This window comes from Burkholderia sp. HI2714, from assembly GCF_002223085.1.
Lineage (GTDB): Bacteria > Pseudomonadota > Gammaproteobacteria > Burkholderiales > Burkholderiaceae > Burkholderia > Burkholderia lata_D.
The window spans coordinates 444,712-463,272 of record NZ_NKFM01000035.1 but is presented as its reverse complement, the minus strand read 5'-3'; the positions used below and the strand labels follow the sequence as shown (position 1 = coordinate 463,272).

The following is an 18,561-nucleotide window of genomic DNA, read 5'->3' as shown; positions in this document are numbered from 1 at the left end:
ACCCGCCCCGGTTTTAAGAATCGCTTAAGTCTTCGACGGCACCATCCGCAACCAGTACCCGATGGTTATCTCGAAAAGGAGGAAAGCGATGAGCGCCGTAGAAGCACCCGCGGGCCGCCCGGCTGCGCCCCCTGCAAAGAAGACGATGCTGCGCCGCCTGCTCAGTCATCATGAAATCGCGACGCTGCTCGTGCTGCTGCACGCACCGATCGGCGCCAATGCCAAACCCGAACTGCCTGCGCTGCAGGAAGCCGGTCTCGTCGAGATGGTCAAGCTCGACACCGAAACGGCACCCAGCTTCCGGCTGACCGAAGACGGCACCGCCGTCCTGAAAGGGCTCGGCTACCGCTGAGCCGCCGCTTTCATCCCTGTCCCGTTTTCCCGCCTCACCCCGATCCCAGCGACCCGCCGGCCCTTTCGGCGTGTCGCGTCACCCTGCCCGCTCCTGCAGCATCAACCGGTATTCCGTCGGCGTCACGCCGACCGTCGCCTTGAACTGGCGCGTGAACGCGCTGTGGTCCGTATAGCCGCATAGCGCCGCGACGTCGGTCACCTTGTCGTGCGTGACGAGCAGCGCGGTGGCCGCATCGAGCCGCGTCTTCAGCAGCACCTGGCGCGGCGTCAGGTGGAACACCTTGTGGAAGTAGCGTTCGAGCTGCGCGACCGACATCCCCGCCATCTGCGCGAGATGCTTCAGGTTCAGCGGCTGCACGTAGTGATCCTGGATGTGCTGGACGACGTCGGCGAGCCGGCTGTACGCCGGATGCGATCCCTCATGTGCCTTCAGGTCGCGCGAGATGCCCGCGAGGCCGATCACCCTGCCCGCGGCGTCGCGCAGCGGCTCCTTGCAGGTCAGGCACCAGCCCGGCTGACGGCCCGGATACAGGTGCAGCTCGAGCTGGTCCATCAGTTGCTGGCCGGCGTTGATCGTCGCCATGTCCTGCTCGAAATAGCTGCGGCCGAAGCGGCGCGGAAACACTTCATCGGCCGTCTTGCCGAGCAGGTCGCGCTTGTCCTTGTAGCCGCAGCGCATCGCCAGCGTGCGATTGACGATCGCGTAGCGGCCGCTCGCATCCTTCACGAAGAATGCGACGTCCGGCAGTGCATCGAACACCGGTTCGAGCAGGCGGAAGTGCGCAAGCATCGCGCCGAGATCGGCGTTGTCGGGCTGGTAGCGCAACGGTTCGGACAGGCTCATGGGCGGTACGGCAAGCAAGGGCGTCATCCCGGCAACCGCAATGCGAGTGGCAGATGGCGTCGATTATAGAAGCGCCCCTTCGATCGCGTCGCGCCGATCGCAAAGGCGGGCAAGTTGGCGGCGGCCGTCGCGACGCGCCGCCGATCGGCCGGCATCGTCACGCGACATACGTTGCGTGCGCAACCACTGCGCCGAGCGTGCGGCGACCGGCCGCGAATCCGCTTGCGTCCACGCAACCCCCACGCGTGCGCCGGGGCCGGCATGCCGCGCGCGGACTGGCGCATTCGCACACCGGCACCGCACGCCCGAACTCGCCAGCATAAAAATGCGAACGTGCAGCGTCTTGGCGCGTTTGCGCATTCGGCGTGACGATTTCAGCATATATCAGGGTTATCGACGATATGCCGATATCGTCGCCGGCCGCGCATCGAACGCGCAAGACGCACGCATTTTCGCTACCTAGACTTCGCTTCACGGTCACGAGACGACCTCACGCCGCGGCAGCAATCGGCATACATGGCCTGCGGCATCGGCCATCAGGCGCGCCGATTCCGGCACAGCCCGGACGGCACGCGGCAAGCACGCACGGCCTCGCATCGGCCTGCCGACCGAACCGTCTCGCCCGGTTTACCGGCGCCGGCCCACCAGCCGGCGGCGGCCCAACCACGACATCAAGGGGAAGTGAAAGTGAAGCTGAAGGTATCGCACGTCGCGCTGGCCGCTGCCTGCGCACTGTCGGGCGCGCACGCCATCGCCGCCGACGTCGTCAAGATCGGTTTCGCCGCACCGCTGACCGGCCCGCAGTCGAACTACGGCACGGACATGCAGAAGGGCGTGCAGCTCGCGATCGCCGATTTCAACGCGACGCGTCCGACGATCGGCGGCAAGCCCGTCACGTTCCAGCTCGACTCGCAGGACGACCAGGCCGACCCGCGCACGGGCACGACCGTCGCGCAGCGGCTGATCGACGACAACGTCCGCGGGATCATCGGACACTTCAACTCGGGCACGAGCATTCCCGCGTCCGACCTGTACGATCGCGCGGGGCTGCCGCAGATCTCGATGGCCACGTCGCCGCAATACACGGCGCGCGGCTACAAGACGACCTACCGGCTGCTGACGAGCGACGCGCAGGCGGGCCGCATCGTCGGCACGTACGCGGTGAAGACGCTGCGCTTCAAGCGCATCGCGATCATCGACGACCGCACGGCCTACGGCCAGGGCATCGCCGACGAATTCGCGAAAGCCGTCGAAGCGGCGGGCGGCACGATCATCAAGCGCGACTTCACGAACGACAAGGCACTCGATTTCTCCGCGATCCTGACCAACCTCAAGGGGATGAACCCGGACGCGATCTTCTACGGCGGCGGCGACGCGCAATCGTCACCGATGATCCGCAAGATGCGCCAACTGGGGATGAAGTCGGCGTTCGTGACGGGCGAGATGTCGCGTTCGCCGACGTTCCTGAAGGTCGGCGGCGACGCGGCCGAAGGCGCGATCGTCTACATGGGCGGGCTGCCGAAGGAAAAGATGCCCGGCTTCGCCGGCTACGCGGCACGCTACAAGGCGCGCTTCAACGAAGACGTGATCACCTACTCGCCTTACTCGTACGACGGCACGATCGCGCTCCTCACCGCGATGAAGGAAGCGAACTCGACCGACCCGAAGGTGTACACGCCGTATCTCGGCAAGGTGTCGGTCAAGGGCGTGTCGGCCCCCAGCATCGCGTACGACACGAAGGGCGACCTGAGGGATGCGCCGGTGACGATCTACAAGGTCGAGCACGGCGCGTTCAAGCCGGTCGATACGATCGCCGGCAACTGATACGCAAAACCCTGCCCCACGCGGCGCGTCAGCGGCTCACCAGCCGCCCGCGCCGCGTGCGCTTTTGCGTCTGCGTCTGCGTCTGCGTCGGCTTCGCGCTCAGAACCGTTCCTCGGCGCGCGCCCACGCGCGTGCATTTCGCGCTCCTGTAGAATCCCCCCACCCGCTTTGACGCTTCGTCTTCGCCGCGCCCCATCCCGGTGCGGCGGTGCATGTTTCGTGCCTCACCCGGCACGCGGCACGCTTCGACGAGGCAAGCCGCGCCTTGTCAGTCCATGCCGAAAAGCGGGCCCTGGAGACGCAGCACCGACAACTACATTCGAAAACCGATCGTCCTGACCATGCAAGCTTCCGAATTGAGCGGCGTGCCTCGCGCCGCCGAACGCGCGCTCACGCGCAGCGACTACAAGACCCTTGGCCTTGCCGCACTCGGCGGCGCCCTCGAGTTCTACGACTTCATCATCTTCGTGTTCTTCGCGCCGGCGATTGGGCAACTGTTCTTCCCGCACGACATTCCCGACTGGCTGCGCCAGTTGCAGACGTTCGGCATCTTCGCGGCCGGCTATCTCGCGCGCCCGCTCGGCGGCGTGATCATGGCGCACTTCGGCGACCTGTTCGGCCGCAAGCGGATGTTCACGCTGAGCGTGCTGATGATGTCCGTGCCGACGCTGCTGATGGGCCTGCTGCCGACCTACGACACGATCGGCATCCTCGCGCCGGTGTTGCTGCTGCTGTTCCGCGTGCTGCAGGGCGTGGCCGTCGGCGGCGAAGTGCCGGGCGCATGGGTGTTCGTGTCCGAGCACGTGCCGTCGCGCCACATCGGCTATGCGTGCGGCACGCTGACCGCGGGCCTGACCGCCGGCATCCTGCTCGGCTCGCTGGTCGCCGCCGGCATCAACAGCCGTTACTCGACCGCCGAAGTCGGCGCGTTCGCGTGGCGCATCCCGTTCCTGCTCGGCGGCGTGTTCGGCCTGTTCTCGGTGTACCTGCGCCGCTGGCTGCACGAGACGCCGGTGTTCGCCGAGATGAAGGCGAAGAAGGCGCTCGCGGCCGAGATTCCGCTGAAGGCCGTGCTGCGTGACCACGGCCGCGCGGTGATCGTGTCGATGCTGCTCACGTGGATGCTGTCGGCCGCGATCGTCGTCGTGATCCTGATGACGCCCGCGCTGCTGCAGAAGCAGTTCCACCTGACGCCCGCGACGACGCTGTTCGCGAACAGCGTCGCGACGCTGTGCCTGACGGCCGGCTGCATCACCGCGGGTTCGCTCGCGGGCTGGATCGGCGCGAAGCGTGTGCTCGGCATCGGCGGCATCGGGCTGGCCGCGTGCTACTACCTGCTGTTCGCGCAGGTCGCGGCCGACGCGTCGACGCTGCCGCTCTACTACGGGATCGCAGGCTTCATGGTCGGCACGATCGGCGCGGTGCCGTTCGTGATGGTCAAGAGCTTCCCGGCCGTCGTGCGCTTCTCGGGCATCTCGTTCTCGTACAACGTCGCGTATGCGATCTTCGGCGGCCTCACGCCGGTGATCGTGTCGCTGATGATGAAGTCGAATCCGCTCGCACCGGTGGTGTACGTCGCCGCGATCTGCGTGCTCGGCGCGATCGCCGTGCAGTTCTCGAAGGATGCGAAGGACGTGAAGGCGACGCACTGAGCGCCGGCGCGCACGCCCGCTCCATGAACAAAGGGCCGAATCCCGCGACGTGCGGGATTCGGCCCTTTTGTCTTGCTCGGCGCCATGGCGCGTGCTGCTCAGTTCAACGCAGCACGCCGTACGACGAACTCGGCCGGCGCAGCGCGTCGATGCTCGCGCCGCCGGCGCCGGTGACGAACAGCAGCAGGAACCCGCCGGCGATCGCGACGTTCTTCCAGAAGTGAATCACCATGTCGTGCTGGACGGCGGCGTTCGTCGCGTCCCAGAAATTGTGCCCGACCATCGCCGTCGCGATCGTGTAGACCGCCAACAGCAACGCGAGCGGCCGTACCTTGTAGCCGACGATCAGCAGCAGGCCGCCGAGCCCCTCTATCGCGACGACGATCGGCGCGACGACCTGTTGATAGGGCACGTTCATCCCGTGCAGATACGCGACGAAGTCGCTGTAGCCGAGCAGTTTCATGATGCCGCCCCACAGGAACAACGCCGCCAGCGCCAGGCGCGCGAAAAAAATGACGCCGGAATCGACGGAACGCGTCATGCCTCTCTCCTCGTATGCAATTCGGCCGTCCGCGCGGGGCGCGCCCGGGCGGTTCGGCGCCGCGCGACCCTGTGGGGCCCGCGGCAAATGGGCCAGCATAGACAGAGTTTCGGCCGTGTCCAAGAAAAAGGTTGTAGCAATACGTTTCCGGCGCTTCCAATTCCCAACACGATGCTAGAATTTCTCCAGCAGAATCACGATGTTACCACGACAGCATAAAGCGAGTCACTTTACATCGAAATCACTTATGTGCCTGCTAACGTGACGGGTAGCTGCACCGTGCCGTTAGGGCCGTCACCCTGTGCTGAGTTATTCTCCACGCCCATGATCGCCCCTGACGACTGGCAGTCGCTTGTTACCGCGACGCTTAAGACAATCTGTCCCGCCTGCAATTCCACCAACGTGACTGCTGGCGCCTGCGGCATCGGTAGCGCCACCGTCCACCAGGAATACATCTGCGAGGACTGTCAGTATGAGTTCACCGCGCTGTTTGCCCTCGCTGCCTACTACCCCGGCCACCCGGAGTAGGGTCGTCACCCTGTGCGGAGTTAATCCGGGGCATCTGCATTACGGGCGATGGTTTGGCCCCGCTTCGGGGGCCTCGATGAAGTTGGTTTATGTCACGACCGGGGCGGTAACAAGTCCTCGCTAACCGGATGGCCACTCAACAGCGCAACCGCCCTACGACTGACGTAATGACCTTGCTCGGCCGCTTCCCTCGCAAAATCGGCAGTGCCGCCGGGATACCTGATCCGGAAATTGATTCGCTGCAGAGCCAAGTTGAACTGTTCCAAGTCGTCGGCGGTAAAGTGGACACGTCGCACCACTCGCTTGTTGATACGGACTGAGGTTATTCGACCGGGGTCAGATTTCGACCAATCCCACATGCCGTGTACAAGCGCGTGCCTAAATTCCTGAAAGAAGCAGATGCGTTCGTATTGGAGTTCCAGTACTTCGCGGCGTTTGCCCTCGGCAGCGCCAACCACCCGCTCCTTCCACAAGTCCAGCGTCTCCGTGAACTGTATTCCGTTCATTTTCTTGGGAAGTTTCTCCAGTTCTCCCGTGCCCAAATCAAAGGTCATCAGAGTCTGGACGAACAACTCATGTTCGAGGGCACCCCATAGGGCAATTATCCTGCCTATGTGGAAGGTTTCGCGATCCGATAGCTCAACGTCATACACCATCATTCCATCGTCATCGCTCATGTTTGGCTCCCCAAAATGCGTATCCGGTCAATGGCCATCGCATACGGAGCCGATACTTTACCCCACCAACTAAAACGGCCCGCCGAAGCGAGCCGTAGCGTAGGGTCGTCACCCTGTGCTGAGTTATTCCGCGTGCAACCCATCGAGGATATCCGCTGCCTCTCGCCCCGTGTTGTCCGGGCAGAGGTGCGCGTACTTCTGGGTCATCGTAGGACTCGCGTGCCCGAGCAGATGCTGCACCTTCAACAGCGAGACACCCTTCTGCACCAACCGCGACGCAAACGTGTCCCGGAACGTGTGAGGAGTCACCTTGTCCCGCGACGGGTCAGCGTTGAGGTCACACGCCTCGATTGCTGCCTGGATACCACGGGCCGAATGACCTCGGCATGCATCCTCGGCCGACCAGGCTTTCCTCGCTTGCTCCGCAGGAACCTGGGCCGGGAACACGAAGGTCCTGGGCCATGTGGCTTCGCGGCGACGCTTCAAGATTTCCAACGCCCGCTTCGTGAGACGCAGGCCACCCTCGTTATCGACCTTCGACCGATACAGGTAAATCACTCCGGCTTCCAGGTCCACCTGGGGCCAGCGCATCTCCGCGATCTCCATGTACCGCGCCCCCGTGTCGAGCAGCAATGTTGCGAGGTCCAGGTTGTCCTGCCCCGAAACGTCCCCCGGCCGAATACGTCGCCGCAATTCTTTCAGGAGCGCCGCCTCCTCATCCAGTGTGAGCCAGCGAAGCTTGCCCTTCGTCCGGCGCACCTTCAGACTCGCCGCGCGATTCCGCTTGTCACTCCAGATGATCGGTTTTGCCGGCATCACCGCATTGAGACTTTCCGCGTAACCCATGAGCGTCTGAACAAGACCGATCTCCAGATTGATCGTCCCGTCTGAAAGCCCTTCGGCTTGGCGCTTGGACTTGAGGTCCACCAAGTGCCCTTGCGTCAGCTCGTGCACCATCAACGTCTTCGGCAAGCCCGGACGATCCCCCTCGACCAACGTGTACGTATGGGAGCCGGTACGTTGCAGGCGATCCCCAAAGAGTCGCCGGACTCTGTTGACGTTGCCTGCGTGATCTTTGTGTGTGCGCTCGGTCACAGCAACCCACTTCATAGCGACTTCATAAAGAGTGAGTCGCTTTACGCCAGCACGTTCAAGTCGAATATCCTCCAGCGCCTCGCGCCGTTTGTCGACTTCGACCGCTTGTGCGTCGCGCTTGGTGGTCGTCTTAGTGGAGCCGCGATACAAGCGCCCCTCCACCTCGAACTTGTACCACCACATATCAGAGTCAGGCCGCTTGTAGAGAGTCATACGCCCTCCAGATGTTGGCTTGTCACTTGGGCCGCGTACAGGCTCGGCAGAAACGTGAGAACCGGCTCGAGACCAGCATCGGCAGAAGACCGCAGCAGGGTCCGCTGCTCGAACGTCGTCACGACATAATCGTTGTCAGTTGGGTAGTACGCCACCGTCATCTCCAGTTCGCCAAAGATCGCAGCGAACCAGGGCCAACCTGGGATGTCCTCGACATACTCGCCAATACGCCCCTCCGCGAAGGCGTTACTTGCTTGTTGATGCAGGCTTTCTAGCTCGTGGCTTCGTCGCTGCTTTGATCGTTTTTCCGCTTCGCGGAAGTTTTTCGAGTGCATAAGGGTCTTTCCCATACATGGCTTCGTACACAAACGGCCTGCAGTAGTACAGGTACTGCTTTGCGAACTCCGCCGAATCGACCCGAAGTAGCTCCGCCCACACTCGCATGTCGTGCTCAGGCAGCGCGGAGGCCCCGCGTTCAACCTGGCTAACGAACACGGGGTATCCGTAGTTCAGATGCACAGCCATTTCGAGCTGCGTCATCCCGGTCTCCTCACGCGTTGCCTTCAACCATTGGCCGAAGCGTGCGCGAAGCTTTAGTGTCGATTCGTCAACTTTCACGGTCATGGTGGTGCTCCAAGGAACAGAGTGTTTTTAGAGTTCGCGAATATACACCAAGACGCTTTATAAGCAAAATCCTTTAACCCACTCGCTTCACCCGACTCTCCTTTGATTCGCTTCCCCGATAGTGCGGCGCTCTCATCCGCCGCAGAAAGGATAGTAAGCGACCATATGCAAACTCCCAAACAATATCTCTAAATTACCGTTTGGGTGTCATTAGGGTAAATCTATTGGTTGCAAACTCCCAAATGCTCACCAAGTTGACGTACACTCGCGCGGGGCGCACGCGCCTCACCACACGCAGGAGAGAGTCATGACGGACGCGGAACTGGCCGCTACCTTCCTTGAGCGCCTGTACAGCGCTATAGGTCACGAGAATTTGTACAGTTGGGGCCGACCCGCAGGCATCTCGGACGGTCTGCTGCAAACCATCAAGCGCGGGAGCATCCCGAAAGCCGAAGGCTTGCTCGCAATCAGCGAGGCGACCGGGCGTTCAATCGATTGGTTGCTCGGGCGCGTTGAGTTAGCAAATGGGAGCTTAGTCTCTGTCGAGCAGGCGGCGGCGAATGAGGCGAGCAGCGAGTTCGTCTACGTGCCGCGCTACGATGTCAAGGCGTCGGCCGGTACAGGCTTTTGGCTTGGCGATGAGGCGAAGGCGAAGTTCACGATGGCCTTTCGCCGGCACTGGGTCGAGCACTACCTGCATGCCAACCCCAAGGACCTGAGCGTCCTACGGGTTCACGGAGACTCGATGTTCCCCGTGCTGCATGAGGGCGACAACATCCTCATCAATCACGCGCAGACCGCGCCGCAGGATGGCATCTACGTGCTCAGGCTTGATGGGCAGATGCTAGTCAAAAGGCTTCAGTGGGTGGGAGCTGCTACCGTGCGTGTGATCTCCGCTAACCCGGATTACCCGCCTTACGAAGTGGCGCTCAGTAGCCCGGAGGACCAGCGTGAGTTCTGCATCGTCGGTCGTGTGGTTTGGTACGGCCGGCAGCTCTGAGCTACCTCTTATAGATCGAAGGGACCCCTGGGCGGTCAACCTGTGCGGAGTTATTCCGCATGAGGATTTGGGCGGGCTCAGGCTGTTCTGAGCACACGCCCTGCCAACCATCGGCGTAGCCGCCTCAGAAATAATCGCGGCTCAACGAGTAACCGCCGAATTCGACACGGGGAACGCGGATCGCGTCCCCCACTGCCCGCCCGAACGCGTCGCGCAGACCTACACCGGTTCCCATTGCCTGCATGGCAAGGTAATGACCGAACGTGTCAGGCAACAGGTCGCGGTCGCCGTCTAGCGTGTCCCCCTGCCGCTGCACGGCACAGGCGGCAGCGTACAGCAAATCGAGCGAAAACACGCCATCCATTCGACACTTCGGATACGCCCGCGCGAGATCATTCGTCAACACGTCAGCAGCATGCAGCGCGGCCGGGTCGGTATCTTCGGGGGTCATGTCCATCCAATCGCGGCCGGACGGGTTAAGGCTCGTGTCCCCGGCTTCGTCCCACTGGTCAGCATACGCGGACGCAAAGAACGCGCGAGCCATCGCCGCTTTGATCGTGCTGTGTGTGGTCATGCTCGCGCCTCCACTACGAACAGCACTGGGTTGCACGCGTCGATGTCGCGCCGTGCGACTGCTTCAGCCAGCTCCCTATACATCAGCCGCTTCCATACGCTGAAGTCAGCGCGAAGAATCACGTAATGCCTCATATCTACCCCGTTCAAGTGGTCTCATCAGTAGCGGCACAACCGCTAGACCCCGCTTAGGGGTTTCGACCTCATCGACTCGCTTTACTTTCGGGCGTGCTAAATCCAGCGTGACGCCGTGAATCTGAGGCGCGGGAAAAGCTCCCGGACATGCGCCCGCGCCTCTTCGACGCTCTCGTGATCAAACGTCACCTCTTGCCATCCGCCGCCGTTACCGTCTTTCCAGCAGACCGCACGGCCGTGCATGACATCAAAGAGCGCTTGCGCGTTCGCCTCGCCTTGTAGCTTGACCGTTACTCGCATGGCCGTTCCCCTTACCGATACCAGTACGTAGAGCCATCAAATTCGACATCCGAATAATCTGCTTGGATGTTCATTGCGGTCGCTTCCTCATCGATCACGATGTAATGCGGGATGTTGCGCGGGATGTCCCCAATGTCCGCGAGTAGCTCCATTGCATACTCCGTGAAGTGTTCGTCGCGGATCAGCGTGACCGGATACCAGTCCCCTTCCCATTGGTGATCGCCGCCGTAACCCCGGATGTCATCAAGCAGGGATTCAAGCGATTCCAGCTCGGCGGCGTCGTCCGGGTGCGTCTCCGCCCACTTTTCACCATCGCCGGAACATTCTGCCCAGTCGTCGCGGGCCTCGCGCAATTCTTCTACGCGGTCCGTGATGTCGCGCACGTCGATGATGTCGTCATAGCTGGTAATGTCGGTCATGCTCTACTCCGTTTCGTTGGTCTCATCAGTACGCGCCTAACGCGTAGACACCGGGCCGTTACCACGTCTGCCTCCCGGCGTTTCGACCTGCCCGCGTATGCGGGCTAGGGAATTCAGAATGCGTCCCCGTACTGCGTGAGAACTGCACGCGCCGCCCCAAGTACGCAGTCACATGGCTTGTTGAGTTCGAAGATCGCCGCGCACGCGCCGTTGTGCTTGTTGCCGACACCAGCGACCAGCCGGTCAAGTGCGGCCCCCAGTTCGCTATACGTCGGCAGGCCCGCGTTATTCAGGTATGCGTCAGCGTTCGCGATTGCTTCCGTTTTTGCGTTCATCGTCTTTCCCTTGGTGGACTCATCAGCGCACGCCTCACGTGCGGACCCGGAACGTCACCGGGTTTCGCCCTTTACTTATCATTCACTCGCTTTACTTGCGGGCAAATCGATAACGTCCGCAACCTCATCAAGCGTCAGCGGTTCGACCAGCTCGGCTGGCATCAGGGTTTGTCGCTGGAACAGTTCAGCCACGACCATCACAACACCTGTACCCAGTAGACGCGCACGGGAGGTCCGAACGCCTTTGCGCCATAGTTCGCGCAATCTGCCGTCGCGCGAGCTTGTTTCAAATCTTGGTACTCCCGCACCGGTACAGGCGCGGCTTCGTTGCAGTCGAACACCCAGATACGTGCACGCATATAAACCCCTCAATTCTCATTAACTCGCTTTATTTTCGGGCGAGCGTTGGCCCGCCCCTCCCCGGTCAGTGCACAAACAGCTTTGCAATCGCGGTCACTGCGCCGACGAGGGCAACCGCGTACATCAGCGGCATCCACCGGCTTTCCCGGTTCAGTTTTTGGGTCTCAGCGAGCAGCTTGCCCGCCTCCACTTGCAGCTTGGCGATTTCCGCCTCAGTCTTGAGAATGTCCAAGGGCTTCCCCGTTTGTGATGCTGTCTGCGGCATTCTAACCTCTTCTTCGATTAAGTGACTCGCTTTACTTCGCGGCGCTTCGTGCGCTGCGTTAGGTCGAATAATGAACGCGCTTTAACGCCATGTCAACAACTCGCTTTATATCCTTTCGCTTTAGTCAGGTATTCCGTGCCGTCCCGTGACAGCCCGTGATGGTCCGTGAGTCATGAGGCGTTCGTGTTTGGTCAGGGTCGCGGCATACAGCGACAAACAAAGGGAAGCCATGCAGCCTATGCGGTCTCAGGTCCCCTATAGAGGCATAGCGTCCCGGCGGTATCACCCTGTGCTGAGTTATTCGGCGTCCGTGACGGCCCGTGCAGCGAGCGCGAAGCGCGAGCAGCCCAGAGAACAAAAAAACAGAGGCTCGCAAGTGCACGCGAGCAAACGAAAGCACGCGCCAGCCCGTGCCGTCCCCGTCACGCTCAGGCGTCGCCGTGACAGCCCGTGCAGCGCAGCGAAGCCCGTAGAACACGGCGCAGCGTATTAGTAGAACTTTGCGCTTGAGCTGAAGCCCCTTACGTATCAATGAGTTAGGCGCGTCATCCGTGAAACGTGCCGGGCACCGTGTACGCTCGAACGCATCCCGCGCCATCCCCGCCTGCACCAGGATTGCTTCATCCGGCCTCGGAAACGCCGGGGAGGCCATGGGGGGATTTCGGCTCGCGCGGCCGGGGACACCTTGTCACGCATTTCTGGGAGGAAAATGAGGCCGTGATGCCTTGGTGTACCATGCCCGCCCTAACCATCCTGGGGCGCCCTATGCCATTCAAGAGCATTCGCTGGAAACCAATCGCCGTCGCTGCGCTCGTCGTGGTTACACCGAGCATCAGTTTCGCGGGAAAGAAGTTTACAGACGCCGCCGAGTGCGGCATCAAGGGGGCAGTAACAGGGCGCGTCGCATCTGCCCTAGCCAGCGGCTCGGTAACGATTCCCCAGTTGCGGGAGGCAGCAGCCAAGGACGGGAACCGTGCAGTCGAACGCATCGACTTCGCAATCGGACAGGTCCAAGTTATGCGTCAGCAGGGGGAGACCGATCCACTCATATTCGCATCCCGCTCCGCTGCGCTCTGCATGCTGGACTAAAGCAGCCCCAAGACAAACCAAGACGACCCAGAACGGCTCCGTGACCTCCGGTGTAGGCGCACCTACGTCCCAGGGGTCCCAGGCCGTTCTTGAGCGTCTCAGCGACTCGCTTTACAGGTGTGTGAACTCCTCGTGTTGGTAGACGAGTTCGCCATCAAACGTCCGTAGTGCATAGTCCCCTGCCGCGCTGCGCAAGCACCCTTCGATGAAGTCTTCGAGCAGAGCCTCCTCCTCTGCGTCCTTCATCTCCTTCGCCGCTTGATCTACGTCGACGCGAAGCGTGCTCACCAGCTCGGCAACCGCGCCCGCCAGCGCATCCAAGCGGTCGTCGTGCGACAGGCAGTTCCGCTCACGCGTCACGTGCGTCAACTGGTACATCAGGACGCCATCGGCCGCTACGGATTCGTCCACGACCAGGCGGTGCGTGGTCATGACCGGCTCCAGCGTCTCGATGATGCGGACTTCCTTCTGGGTGCGGCTCCACTCAGCTTCCCGCACGGTACAGCCTGCGGTGTCACCCGGCTTCTCTGCGGGCCAGAGCTTCGCCAGGATCGGCTCAAACGCGTTGATCCAGATAGCGCCAGCGTAGTTCGGCTCGACCACGATCTCGTGGACCTTGTGGTTCTTGGCCGCTGCCGCGATCTGCGCCATAGCCGTCCCTGGATCGCCCGAGACGCCGCCGCTCGCCACGGCATACAGCATGCCGTTGAGCGTCTTCACGATGGCCCACGCGGTCTCGTCCTTCCCGCGCCCCGAGGGGTCAACGAACAGCAGGGACTGCTCGTACTCGCGCCACTCGGTATCCACAAACAGCGGAGCGAGCCAGTGGTCCCCAGTGAACCCGAAGTTCATGAGGTCGATGCGCTTGTTGCGCCCGTTAGTGTCGTGGCCCCACTGGACGATCTGCGGAGCCTTGAACGGGTTGCAGGCCATCACGATCAGGTCGTGCTGCTTCAGCGGGTAGCGCTCGGCGTCGGAGAGCGAGGTATCGAGCTGGAACTGGAGAGCGAAGTACGAACGGCCCTTGGCCTCCCGGTTCTGTAGCTCCATCTCGTTGAAGCGCTCGGGGTCCGTAGGCTTCCACTGGAGGCTCGGGTCGAGGTCCACTGCACGCGCACGCGGCGAGAGACAGTCGAGGTCCGACATCCCCTCGCGCTTGAACACGTATGACTGGCGCTTGTCCGGCAGGGGATACCGAGCAGGGAGAATCCATCCGGTCGCTCCCATCTCGCGAATGAGCTTCGTGTAGATCGACTCCTCGGTCTGCGGCGTCCCCAGGAAGATCACGTCCGCCCCGCCCGTCACCTTGATCGCGGCGAACTCGTTGGTCTTGTGGAGCAGACGCTCACGCGCTTCCTCCGTCCGAGAGTTGTCCGTAACCTCGATGTCGTCCGCGATGATGAGGGTCGCACGGGAGCCGGTAATCTGGCCCGTGATACCCACGGCCTTCACGGAAGGCGACTGCGAAATGGACGCGCCGTTGACATCGAATGCCCACGCGGTGTCGCGTTGATCTTCCCGTGGACGCATGTGCTCGAACACGTCCATCGTCATCAGGAGCGTCTTCGCCATCGAGACGAACTCCTTGGCCTTCGTACCGGATGCGGAGACCACGAGAATCTTCTCGCTGAACGCTTTCCGGTACAGTCGCCAGAGCGCGAAGCCGGCAGTCAGGTACGACTTCCCGATGCCCCGGAAAGCTTCGATGATGTCTTCGCGAAACTTCTTGTCCGGCTCGCCCATGCGGGTGCAGCCAGTGCGATCCGGTTCCACGTCCTCGGGACCGAACCACTCGAAGATACTGCCGTCATCACGAACGCCGTAGCCTGCCCATCCGTGCTGAAGGAAGTACGCGATGTCGTACTGAGCCGGCGTAGGAGCCGGGAGCGCCATGTGCTCCCAGATCAGGTAGGCCATGTTGCGGAAGTCCGCAGCGAGCGGGTCTTCCGTGTCCCACCACCAGGGGCGTCCGATCAATTAGGACGCGCCCCAAACGGCATGCGCTTCTCGAACTGCGCCAACATGCCCTGGGCCTGGCCGGTCTTCGGTAGCGGGTCCTTCTTCGCGTTCGGGTCCAGGAGGTCCTTGAGATACGCGCGGACCACGGAGAGGAACGAGGAGTCCGGGGTGTCCTTCAGAATCTCACCCGTCCCCGGATCGGTAACAGGGGTGCCGTCCTTCGTCAGGACCGGACGCCCCTCCAGACCATCCAGCAGGCACTTCTCGAACTTCTGCTGGATGGTCGTGCGGTTATCACTCACGTGTTGTGGATTGCTAGTTTCCTGCGCCGCCTGCGCGAATGTGGATGAGTTTCTCCAGGAACTGCTCGCCCAAGACCGACGATGCAGCCGCGAGGCCGAGGACGGCCATCTGGCTCATACCGGGGACGAACGCCAAGAGCGAACCTGCGGCGACTGCCAGGCCCGCGCTTACGATGGCTCGCCCAATTGCGAGCCGCCAGGTGAACTTCTCGTTGGAGGCCAGGAGCTTCCCCAGGCCGATGATGACGCCCATGCCGATCAGGACTGCGAGGAACTGACGGAAGGAGAACTGGTCGGTCATTACGCGGCCGGCGCTTCCGTCTTCTTCGCGGCCTTCTTCGTGCCTGCTGCGTCAGCTCGGGCGTCCTCCGGAGGGTAGATATCGCCCACGCCGACCGGCGTATCGATATCCACCTCTGCGGCCAGAGTACCGTACGTGTTGTCCGTACGCTCGCCGGGGAAAGTAATTGCGAAGACTTGGCCGTTCTTGGTCCAAATGAGTTTCGTGTCTGCCATGATGTTTGAGGAGTGGAAGTGTTATACGGTCGGCGTGGCTGCCGGCTCAATCGGATCGACTACGAGGCTCGAAGCCGTCAGTGCAGCCACCTGGGAAGTGAGGTCTGCAACCTGCGCCCCGAGGGCGGAGACCTGGGCCTTGAGGCGCTCGTTCTCGCTGAGGGCCGAAGCAGTCACTTCGCCCAGGACGCTGACGAGATCAGGGTCCCCCGCCGTAGCATGGGTGATGTCAATAGGCGACTGGACGGTCGCAGCGATCACGGTGGTGTCGTTCAGAATCTCGGAGATGCGTTGGTGCTGCGCACCCACGGTCCCGTCCGAGTTGTGCCGGATCAAGGTCTCGTAAGGACGCGTACGTTCGGTAAGTGCCATTAGCTGACTACAGTTGAAGTGTTGAGGAGACACCAGTTGGTGCCGTTGCTGTAACAGACCTTTGCGCCGCCCGTTGCGTTGGTGACGGTGATCAGGAAGTTCTGAAAGGCCGCTGCACTCGGGAGCGTCGTGAGGGTGTACAGACCGCTTCGGAGCGGCCCGGACGTGATCGTGCTGCCGCTTACTTGGAGCGTAGTTGCCCCATCATCGGCCACGCCCACGCCGACGAGCACACGCCCTCCCCATGCCGCAAGAGCAATGTTCTTCTTAACCGTGTTCGCCTTGTTGAATGCCTCTAGCGAAACACCACCTGCGTAGTTCGACGCAGAGATCGTGAACTGCGTGTCGTTCGCACTACTGTAGGCCGAGATGTTGTTCCCGAACATGCCTGTGCCGGCGACTTGCAGCAGGTTGGTTCCGTCGTCGCTTGTTGTGCCAACAACGACTCGCCCGTTCGACGGCATGAGGCGCATCGTGCCGACATTGACGCCACTGCCGCGAGTGATTTGAAGCGCATCCTGGGCAGCCGAGTAACCGTCGTTAGCGGTGCGAAGACTGACAGACCCGACGCCATCGTGCAGCAATTCCCAACGCTTCTGGTCTGTCGGAGCGCCTTCGCGCACTAGGAAAACTGATGTTTGGCCGGAGCCTCCGCCGTTTGACGCAATAAGGGCACCGGACGAATTACTGCCTTTCACCTGGCCCGCGACCTGAACTTTCGTGCCGCCATCATCTACCGTCGTACCGATCAGGACTCGGCCAGTGTTCATGATGCGCATGCGCTCAGTGAGTGCGCCGGCCGCACTGGTGCCATAGGGGCGCGTTAGGAAGGCCAGTCCGCCCTGATCGTAGGCTCCGCCCGTATAAAGATTGTCGAGTACCCCTTTAATCTGAGACATAGCCGCAGACCCGAGGTTTGCCGCGAACGAGACAGCGCCGCCCCTACCATATGCGTTACCGCCTGCCACCAAGAGCAAACCAGTTCCGTCCCCACTCGGGCTGTACGTTTGCAGCGCGTTCGCACCGTCGTCTGTCGTCGTCCCTAGCAGCACACGGCCACCGTAGGACATGCGCATCACCCGAGCCATCTTCGAATCGCTGCGCCCATCATTGACGGTGTTGTTCAGGTAGAAGTCCAGGTACTCCGTTCCCCATGAACCGCCGTTGAAGCCGGCACGCAGTGATGCGACCAGTCGGTTTCCCGTGTCGGCATTGGTCCCACTGAACGTGCCGCCTAGCCGGAGCTTGCCTTCGTTACCGAGCGATCCAGAAGCCCCGCGAATGTCCACATGCCCCGTCGTGTCAGACTTAGGCGCTTCTACGATTAGCGGGCCGCTCATCAAGTCGCCCGTCTTAGCCACGCGACTTGCGGCCGCCGCCCCGGCAGCAGAGGCAGCAGATGCCGCACTATCCGCTGCGGACTTTGCCGACGCTGCGACATCGGCCGGCACATTGGTGTACAGCGCGATCAGGTCGGATACCTGATTCGCCAATGACTTCAAGTACGATGCAGTCGGGACAATGCCGTACTGAAGACTAGTACCGCTCGCACCCGCGTAAGCCCGTCGAAGCTTCAACTGCGTCGCTGATACGACTTCAGCGATCTCGTAGATCGTGCCGTCCTTCTGGATAACGAAGATGTCACCAGGTTTTGTGTTCGTGATGAACTGAGTGCCGTCAGCGGTGACGGCATCGGAGCCGTTCGTTACCGAGACGGTTCCTGTCGAATACCATGCCATTCGTTATAGATTACTTACGTCCACAAAGAGGCCCGACCAGTGGGTGTATTTCCACGCCAGTATCGGATTTGTTAATGGAATTACGCGGCTAGTTGAATAAACTGCCGCCATCGTCACGGTGCCGCCCGAGTGTTGCCACGCTGACAGCATTGTCTTCACCCTACCTAGGCCCTGCCCAGGAGCTGTCAAACCCTGGCCGGCATATGCCGTCGCAGTAACGCCGACGACTGTCGCCACTCGCGCGACCCCGAATGACCACTGCTGCGTGTACGTGCCCCCGCCTTGCATAGCCGTAGTCGGCGGGGGAACATTCAGGTCGCCTGACGCCGCCCCCACCACTTTCAGGAACGGGATAGCCGAATCCGCAATCAGCGTTCCTTGCGAGTTGAAGGCTTGGAATCCGAAGCTACTACCGCTCGGAGGGCAAGCTGCCATCTCATCGAATATGTACACGTCGAATGTCGTGGCTGTTGGACTACCGAACGTAGCCGTCCAGGTCCCGTTACCGTTCTCCCTACACGCCAGCAATGCAACTGCATCCCCAGGTGAGTAGAGCGCAACAATAGGCGACTGCGCCCCGAACGTAAGCTGCGTCGATACTGGGTACAGCGAGTTATATCCGGCCCCACCGTCCGAGGTCGTGCATACCGAGTGTTGGCGAAATCCGAAGTTGACTGACTCGCCGTCAATCTGGAAAACGCCCGTGTCGGTAAATGCTTGGAAGCCCGCGCCGATTAGTACACCCCGACGAGGATTGAGCCGGGGATTGGTGTTCCATCGTTGTATGAGTAGGTCACTGAATTCCCTGAGATGGTTATGGTTGGCGGAAGAATCTTATCGACCGC

Annotated in this window: 21 protein-coding genes; 5 read left to right on the top strand and 16 right to left on the bottom strand. The window is 61.6% G+C overall.

Annotated elements, in window-relative coordinates:
• Window positions 1-88: 88 nt before the first annotated feature.
• Window positions 89-352 carry a hypothetical protein gene (locus CFB82_RS20155; RefSeq protein ID WP_039367795.1) on the top strand — a complete coding sequence of 88 codons (264 nt, stop codon included), beginning with the start codon at window positions 89-91 and terminating at the stop codon, window positions 350-352.
• A gap of 78 nt (window positions 353-430) precedes the next feature.
• Here the strand turns inward: CFB82_RS20155 and CFB82_RS20150 are convergent, their stop codons facing one another.
• Window positions 431-1,225 (bottom strand): AraC family transcriptional regulator, encoded by a 795-nt coding sequence (locus CFB82_RS20150; RefSeq protein WP_089484994.1) that lies wholly within the window; start codon window positions 1,223-1,225, stop codon window positions 431-433.
• 660 nt (window positions 1,226-1,885) lie between these two features.
• Between CFB82_RS20150 and CFB82_RS20140 the strand changes: the two genes are divergently transcribed.
• Entirely contained in the window at window positions 1,886-3,022 is a 1,137-nt protein-coding gene (locus tag CFB82_RS20140; protein ID WP_089485021.1) for a branched-chain amino acid ABC transporter substrate-binding protein, read from the top strand.
• 341 nt (window positions 3,023-3,363) lie between these two features.
• Window positions 3,364-4,674 carry an MFS transporter gene (locus tag CFB82_RS20135; protein WP_089484992.1) on the top strand — a complete coding sequence of 437 codons (1,311 nt, stop codon included), beginning with the start codon at window positions 3,364-3,366 and terminating at the stop codon, window positions 4,672-4,674.
• Window positions 4,675-4,777: 103 nt separating this feature from the next.
• On the opposite strand, the gene CFB82_RS20130 is transcribed toward CFB82_RS20135, so the two are convergent.
• The 5 genes from CFB82_RS20130 to CFB82_RS44570 all read right to left on the bottom strand — a co-directional run bounded on the left by CFB82_RS20130 (window position 4,778) and on the right by CFB82_RS44570 (window position 8,352).
• On the bottom strand, window positions 4,778-5,215 hold the full coding sequence (locus tag CFB82_RS20130) for a DoxX family protein (protein ID WP_069252539.1): 438 nt from the start codon (window positions 5,213-5,215) through the stop codon (window positions 4,778-4,780).
• A gap of 620 nt (window positions 5,216-5,835) precedes the next feature.
• Window positions 5,836-6,420, bottom strand: coding sequence for a hypothetical protein (locus CFB82_RS20120; protein WP_089484990.1), 585 nt, complete (start codon window positions 6,418-6,420; stop codon window positions 5,836-5,838).
• Window positions 6,421-6,543: 123 nt separating this feature from the next.
• A complete protein-coding gene (locus CFB82_RS20115; protein ID WP_089484989.1) occupies window positions 6,544-7,728 on the bottom strand; it encodes a tyrosine-type recombinase/integrase in 1,185 nt (394 codons plus the stop codon).
• Entirely contained in the window at window positions 7,725-8,078 is a 354-nt protein-coding gene (locus CFB82_RS43310) for a hypothetical protein (RefSeq protein WP_179255413.1), read from the bottom strand. The genes CFB82_RS20115 and CFB82_RS43310 overlap by 4 nt, the downstream gene beginning before the upstream one ends.
• The gene (locus tag CFB82_RS44570; protein ID WP_089484988.1) at window positions 7,975-8,352 is read right to left on the bottom strand and encodes a helix-turn-helix domain-containing protein; all 378 of its coding nucleotides are present in this window, start codon (window positions 8,350-8,352) and stop codon (window positions 7,975-7,977) included. Before CFB82_RS44570 ends, CFB82_RS43310 begins: the two co-directional genes overlap by 104 nt.
• A 307-nt stretch (window positions 8,353-8,659) precedes the next feature.
• Here CFB82_RS44570 and CFB82_RS20105 point away from each other — a divergent pair, with 307 nt between their 5' ends.
• The gene (locus CFB82_RS20105; RefSeq protein ID WP_089484987.1) at window positions 8,660-9,352 is read left to right on the top strand and encodes a LexA family transcriptional regulator; all 693 of its coding nucleotides are present in this window, start codon (window positions 8,660-8,662) and stop codon (window positions 9,350-9,352) included.
• 124 nt (window positions 9,353-9,476) lie between these two features.
• On the opposite strand, the gene CFB82_RS20100 is transcribed toward CFB82_RS20105, so the two are convergent.
• From CFB82_RS20100 to CFB82_RS20080, 4 genes are all read right to left on the bottom strand, one after another.
• The gene (locus CFB82_RS20100) at window positions 9,477-9,926 is read right to left on the bottom strand and encodes a hypothetical protein (RefSeq protein ID WP_089484986.1); all 450 of its coding nucleotides are present in this window, start codon (window positions 9,924-9,926) and stop codon (window positions 9,477-9,479) included.
• Between the two features lie 445 nt (window positions 9,927-10,371).
• A complete protein-coding gene (locus CFB82_RS20090; protein WP_089484984.1) occupies window positions 10,372-10,779 on the bottom strand; it encodes a hypothetical protein in 408 nt (135 codons plus the stop codon).
• 113 nt (window positions 10,780-10,892) lie between these two features.
• On the bottom strand, window positions 10,893-11,114 hold the full coding sequence (locus tag CFB82_RS20085; RefSeq protein WP_089484983.1) for a hypothetical protein: 222 nt from the start codon (window positions 11,112-11,114) through the stop codon (window positions 10,893-10,895).
• Between the two features lie 424 nt (window positions 11,115-11,538).
• Window positions 11,539-11,706 carry a hypothetical protein gene (locus tag CFB82_RS20080; RefSeq protein WP_373558828.1) on the bottom strand — a complete coding sequence of 56 codons (168 nt, stop codon included), beginning with the start codon at window positions 11,704-11,706 and terminating at the stop codon, window positions 11,539-11,541.
• A gap of 798 nt (window positions 11,707-12,504) precedes the next feature.
• Between CFB82_RS20080 and CFB82_RS20075 the strand changes: the two genes are divergently transcribed.
• Window positions 12,505-12,828, top strand: coding sequence for a hypothetical protein (locus tag CFB82_RS20075; RefSeq protein ID WP_143750944.1), 324 nt, complete (start codon window positions 12,505-12,507; stop codon window positions 12,826-12,828).
• 111 nt (window positions 12,829-12,939) lie between these two features.
• Here the strand turns inward: CFB82_RS20075 and terL are convergent, their stop codons facing one another.
• Genes terL through CFB82_RS20045 form a run of 6 tightly spaced genes read right to left on the bottom strand, consistent with a single transcriptional unit; the run spans window position 12,940 to window position 17,716 of the window.
• Entirely contained in the window at window positions 12,940-14,745 is a 1,806-nt protein-coding gene (terL, locus tag CFB82_RS20070; protein WP_143750943.1) for a phage terminase large subunit, read from the bottom strand.
• 56 nt (window positions 14,746-14,801) lie between these two features.
• Entirely contained in the window at window positions 14,802-15,089 is a 288-nt protein-coding gene (locus CFB82_RS20065) for a hypothetical protein (protein WP_089484979.1), read from the bottom strand.
• Between the two features lie 13 nt (window positions 15,090-15,102).
• Complete coding sequence (locus CFB82_RS20060; RefSeq protein ID WP_010107865.1) at window positions 15,103-15,390, bottom strand: hypothetical protein; 288 nt, start codon at window positions 15,388-15,390, stop codon at window positions 15,103-15,105.
• Window positions 15,390-15,605, bottom strand: a complete 216-nt coding sequence (locus CFB82_RS20055) for a hypothetical protein (protein ID WP_089484978.1) — start codon at window positions 15,603-15,605, stop codon at window positions 15,390-15,392. Before CFB82_RS20055 ends, CFB82_RS20060 begins: the two co-directional genes overlap by 1 nt.
• 21 nt (window positions 15,606-15,626) lie before the next feature.
• Window positions 15,627-15,977 carry a hypothetical protein gene (locus tag CFB82_RS20050; protein WP_179255427.1) on the bottom strand — a complete coding sequence of 117 codons (351 nt, stop codon included), beginning with the start codon at window positions 15,975-15,977 and terminating at the stop codon, window positions 15,627-15,629.
• Window positions 15,977-17,716 carry a hypothetical protein gene (locus tag CFB82_RS20045; RefSeq protein ID WP_089484977.1) on the bottom strand — a complete coding sequence of 580 codons (1,740 nt, stop codon included), beginning with the start codon at window positions 17,714-17,716 and terminating at the stop codon, window positions 15,977-15,979. The genes CFB82_RS20050 and CFB82_RS20045 overlap by 1 nt, the downstream gene beginning before the upstream one ends.
• Between the last annotated feature and the right edge of the window lie 845 nt (window positions 17,717-18,561).